Below are 3,469 nucleotides of genomic sequence, written 5' to 3' on the forward strand. Positions count from 1 at the left end.
AGGATTCCTGTCTTTTTTAATTAATTCTGAATAATAAAATAGATTTGGCATAAAACTTGCTACTTAATGATTATCAAGAAAGGAGGCATTTTATAGAATAGGAGGTTAGAATTTTGTAAACGTTTTCTGTTTAAAGGTTGTTACACTTATACATGTCGATAAATGAATATGCTTTCGGAATAGGCATCAACTTGTTTCGGAGGCATGATTCTATAAAAAAGGGGAAAACAGAATGAAGAATGGAAAAATAATGGATTCGTTTGAAAAAGCCATCGATGATATCCATGACGGAGCCACGATCATTGTCGGAGGGTTTGGCCTTTGCGGCATTCCCGAGAAGGCTATTCTGGCTTTAAGAGATAAAGGAGTTAAAGACTTAACCGTTGTGAGCAATAATTGTGGTGTCGATGATTGGGGACTTGGACTTTTACTTGCAAATAAACAAATTAAAAAAATGATTTCCTCCTATGTTGGAGAGAACAGGATTTTTGAACGACAATTTTTAAGCGGGGAATTAGAGGTTGAGCTCGTGCCACAAGGTACTCTGGCTGAACGAATCCGTGCAGGCGGTGCCGGCATTCCCGGATTTTATACAGCAACCGGAGTTGGAACACCGATCGCCGAAGGAAAAGAACATAAAATTTTTGACGGTAAAACCTATATCCTTGAAAAAGCCATTGTTGGTGATTTTTCCTTAGTAAAGGCTTGGAGAGCGGATTCGTTAGGGAATTTAGTTTACCACAAAACAGCCAGAAATTTTAACCCGTTGGCAGCAATGGCTGGAAAAATAACGATCTCAGAAGTAGAAGAAATTGTCGGTGCTGGTGAACTAAATCCCGACCACATTCATACACCAAGCGTCTATGTCCAGCGACTTTTAGCAGGGGAAGGTTATGAAAAGAGAATGGAGAGACGGACGGTTATTCAAGCATAGAGAGGAGAAATTTCCATGGATGTACGTCAAAAAATTATCAAACGGGCAGTGCAAGAAATACAAAATGGGATGAATGTCAATTTAGGTATAGGGATCCCGACGCTATTAGCAAATGAAATACCTGCAGAATACAGTGTTTTGCTTCAATCAGAAAATGGTCTTTTGGGAATCGGGCCCTATCCGGAAGAGGAACATGTGGATCCTGATTTAATCAACGCTGGGAAAGAAACGGTCACAGCGGTTAATGGCGCTTCTTATTTTGATAGTGCCGAGTCATTTGCCATGATCCGCGGCGGCCATATTGATTTAGCCATCCTTGGCGGTATGGAGGTATCAGAAAAAGGAGATCTTGCTAACTGGATGATACCCGGGAAAATGGTAAAAGGCATGGGCGGTGCGATGGACCTTGTTAATGGTGCTAAGCGCATTGTTGTGATCATGGAACATGTCAATAAGTATGGCGAGTCTAAAATTAAAAAAGAATGCACACTTCCTCTAACAGGGAAAGGGGTCGTTCATCGCTTAGTTACTGATTTAGCTGTATTTGATTTTACGCCTGAAGGAATGGTCTTAGTGGAAACACAAGAAGGGGTTACACGAGAGGAAGTTAAGGGAAAAACAGAAGCCTCCTATACAATTTCTCCGGAATTGCTCGTTAACACTGTATCTCAGTAAAAACAAGACTAAAAACGAAGATGCAAAACATCAATGAAGGAATGAAATGTGATTCTCTCAAACTATAAATTAAGAAAACCATTATTTTCAGTATTAAGAATTGGAGGGGATTTTTTGGTTAAACGTAAAGTCTTAGCGATAGCTGCTGCCTCTGCATTAATGTTTCCGCTTGTCTCTCAGAATTTCTTGCAAAAGAGTGTCTCCGCTGCCTATTCGCCAGAAGTATCGGGGGCACAAGGCGTTACGGTAAGCATGTTTGATGGGACAAACGGAAATTGGTTAACAACGAAAAACCCGTCACAATATGCAGCCGCAACTGCCTTTGGGAATATAGGACTGACTCCTTATAATTGGGGGAATAAGGAAGATGGAACTGGTTGGTATAATATGTACAACCCTGCGGCAGTAAGCGGCGTTCAAGTAAACGGTATATTTGACGATGCGAAATTTGTCATTCGTGTACCAGACAACTGGAATGGAAAATTAGTTGTGGCCGGAATACCCGCGACTCGAAATGAAACGGCGACCGATTTACTGTTTAGTGATTATGTTTTAGCAAAGGGTTATGCGTTTGCGGCTACGGATAAAGGGACACAAGGGGAAATTGACCCTAACGATTCACTCGCAAAAGTAAAGAACGCCTTAGTTGCAGAAGATGACAGTATCTCTGAATGGAATCAACGCTTTCGACAATTGACCATAGCCGCACAAAAATACTTAACTGAAAATTATCCAGATAAACTCATTAAAGAGAGTGATAGGAAAAATCCAGCTAGCAAGTTGATTACAAAAAAACACAAAGTTCCTACCTATGCGATGGGAATTTCAAATGGCGGTTATGTCGTCCGTTATGCACTTGAACATGACGGCCTAGATAAGACAGGGGAACCAGCTTTATATGATGGTGGAGTGGATTGGGAAGGCGTGTTATGGAGAGCGAATGAACCGAATTTAATTAGTTCGTTAACTCCAGTCGTCAATAATGCTGAGAAGGCCCTTTACGGTACTGATGAAGAAAAGCAAACAGCAGTGGAAAAAATGTATAAAGCCGGTTTACCGAAAGGTTCTGAAAAACTGTGGGGTTATCATGACCAGGTCTACTGGTTCCTCACATTAAATATTTATCGGGATGAACTTGATTCAACTGCTCCAAACCAAATTGATTGGAGAAACTATTTAAACTATAAGGATGGTATTCGTGATCGTACCTACGATACTATCTTTAAAGATTATAATTATATGTTACGCCCGAGCGAAGTCAAACAAAATGTAAAAGCGATTGAAAATACCGGCGATATTGATGTGCCGTTGATCAGTATAACTGGTTCTTGGGACTCTTTAATTTTTCCGTCCATCCATGCGGATGCTTACGATAAGCTAGTAAACCAAGCAGGAAAAGGCAAATTACACCGACTCTATACCATTGAAAAAGGAAACCATGTCGACAGCTTGGTCTGGAATAATCCAACGGATCCGAATAAAGAGCTGCAGCCTTTACTTCCGTATGCCCATCAAGCTTTTGACTTACTCGAGGACTGGGTTGAACATCATAAAAAAGCACCTAAAAGTAAAGTCATTACATCCCCGCAGGATCATACAAAAGTGTTAGATATTAAGTCAGGTAAAGAAGTAGATCCGAAGTAGAGCATAACTTGCAGAGACATCAAAATGATACATCTAATAATCTGTCTCTATTTAAGTAAAATCACTAAAATAGTCTTAAGAGAACCCATCTTTGACAACAAGATGGGTTCTCTTTTTAGGTTTTGTTAAAGCTTATTGTTGATTTTGGCACCCTGTTGATCTACGTTCCAGGCGCGAAGACTCCTGCGGGAGGACGGGGCAGGGGAGACCCCGCAG

The 3,469-nt window shown here is 40.7% G+C and carries 3 protein-coding genes; all 3 read left to right on the forward strand.

The genetic code is table 11. The features are described 5' to 3' along the window. The first annotated feature begins 232 nt into the window (after window positions 1-232). The 3 genes from V7137_RS15380 (at window position 233) to V7137_RS15390 (ending at window position 3,253) form a co-directional block, all read left to right on the forward strand. The gene (locus V7137_RS15380) at window positions 233-934 is read left to right on the forward strand and encodes a CoA transferase subunit A (protein ID WP_335698899.1); all 702 of its coding nucleotides are present in this window, start codon (window positions 233-235) and stop codon (window positions 932-934) included. A gap of 15 nt (window positions 935-949) precedes the next feature. Continuing rightward, window positions 950-1,609, forward strand: coding sequence for a 3-oxoacid CoA-transferase subunit B (locus V7137_RS15385; protein WP_335698900.1), 660 nt, complete (start codon window positions 950-952; stop codon window positions 1,607-1,609). Window positions 1,610-1,768: 159 nt separating this feature from the next. Then, on the forward strand, window positions 1,769-3,253 hold the full coding sequence (locus tag V7137_RS15390) for an alpha/beta hydrolase (protein ID WP_335698908.1): 1,485 nt from the start codon (window positions 1,769-1,771) through the stop codon (window positions 3,251-3,253). Window positions 3,254-3,469: the final 216 nt, after the last annotated feature.

Origin of the sequence: Neobacillus drentensis (assembly GCF_036962765.1) — a bacterium.
Lineage (GTDB): Bacteria > Bacillota > Bacilli > Bacillales > Cytobacillaceae > Neobacillus > Neobacillus drentensis_C.

Bases quoted from the DNA above. Each gene is read 5' to 3' on its own strand.
- V7137_RS15380 (WP_335698899.1), top strand. From the start codon at position 233: ATGAAGAATGGAAAAATAATGGATTCGTTTGAAAAAGCCATCGATGAT.
- V7137_RS15385 (WP_335698900.1), top strand. From the start codon at position 950: ATGGATGTACGTCAAAAAATTATCAAACGGGCAGTGCAAGAAATACAA.
- V7137_RS15390 (WP_335698908.1), top strand. From the start codon at position 1,769: ATGTTTCCGCTTGTCTCTCAGAATTTCTTGCAAAAGAGTGTCTCCGCT.